This is a genomic window from Bradyrhizobium sp. NBAIM03 (genome assembly GCF_020194055.1).
GTDB lineage: Bacteria > Pseudomonadota > Alphaproteobacteria > Rhizobiales > Xanthobacteraceae > Bradyrhizobium > Bradyrhizobium yuanmingense.
Window position 1 is genome coordinate 1 of record NZ_JADYVS010000236.1, and the last position, 403, is coordinate 403.

The following is a 403-nucleotide window of genomic DNA, read 5'->3' on the forward strand; positions in this document are numbered from 1 at the left end:
GCCGTATGTTGATGTTCCCGGTAAGCGATCTGCCGCAGCTGTCGAAGGGCAAAGGCAACAAGATTATCAACATTCCATCGGCAGAAGCCGCGCGTGGCGAGGATGGCCTGGCGCAACTGTACGTTCTGCCGCCACAAAGCACGCTGACCATTCATGTTGGGAAACGCAAAATTAAACTGCGTCCGGAAGAGCTACAGAAAGTCACTGGCGAACGTGGACGCCGCGGTACGTTGATGCGCGGTTTGCAGCGTATCGATCGTGTTGAGATCGACTCTCCTCGCCGTGCCAGCAGCGGTGATAGCGAAGAGTAATATGCCGGGGAGGGCGCTGTTTCCTCCCGCTTGCAAGGAACGCCGGATGAAACGTTAAGTCGTCATCCGGCAGCGTATTCAATCCCCGGAAA

At 56.3% G+C, this 403-nt stretch carries 1 pseudogene; it reads left to right on the forward strand.

The features are described from left to right. Nucleotides 1–311 (forward strand): annotated as a pseudogene (locus I6F21_RS38285) (hypothetical protein); the annotation flags it as partial. Between the last annotated feature and the right edge of the window lie 92 nt (nt 312–403).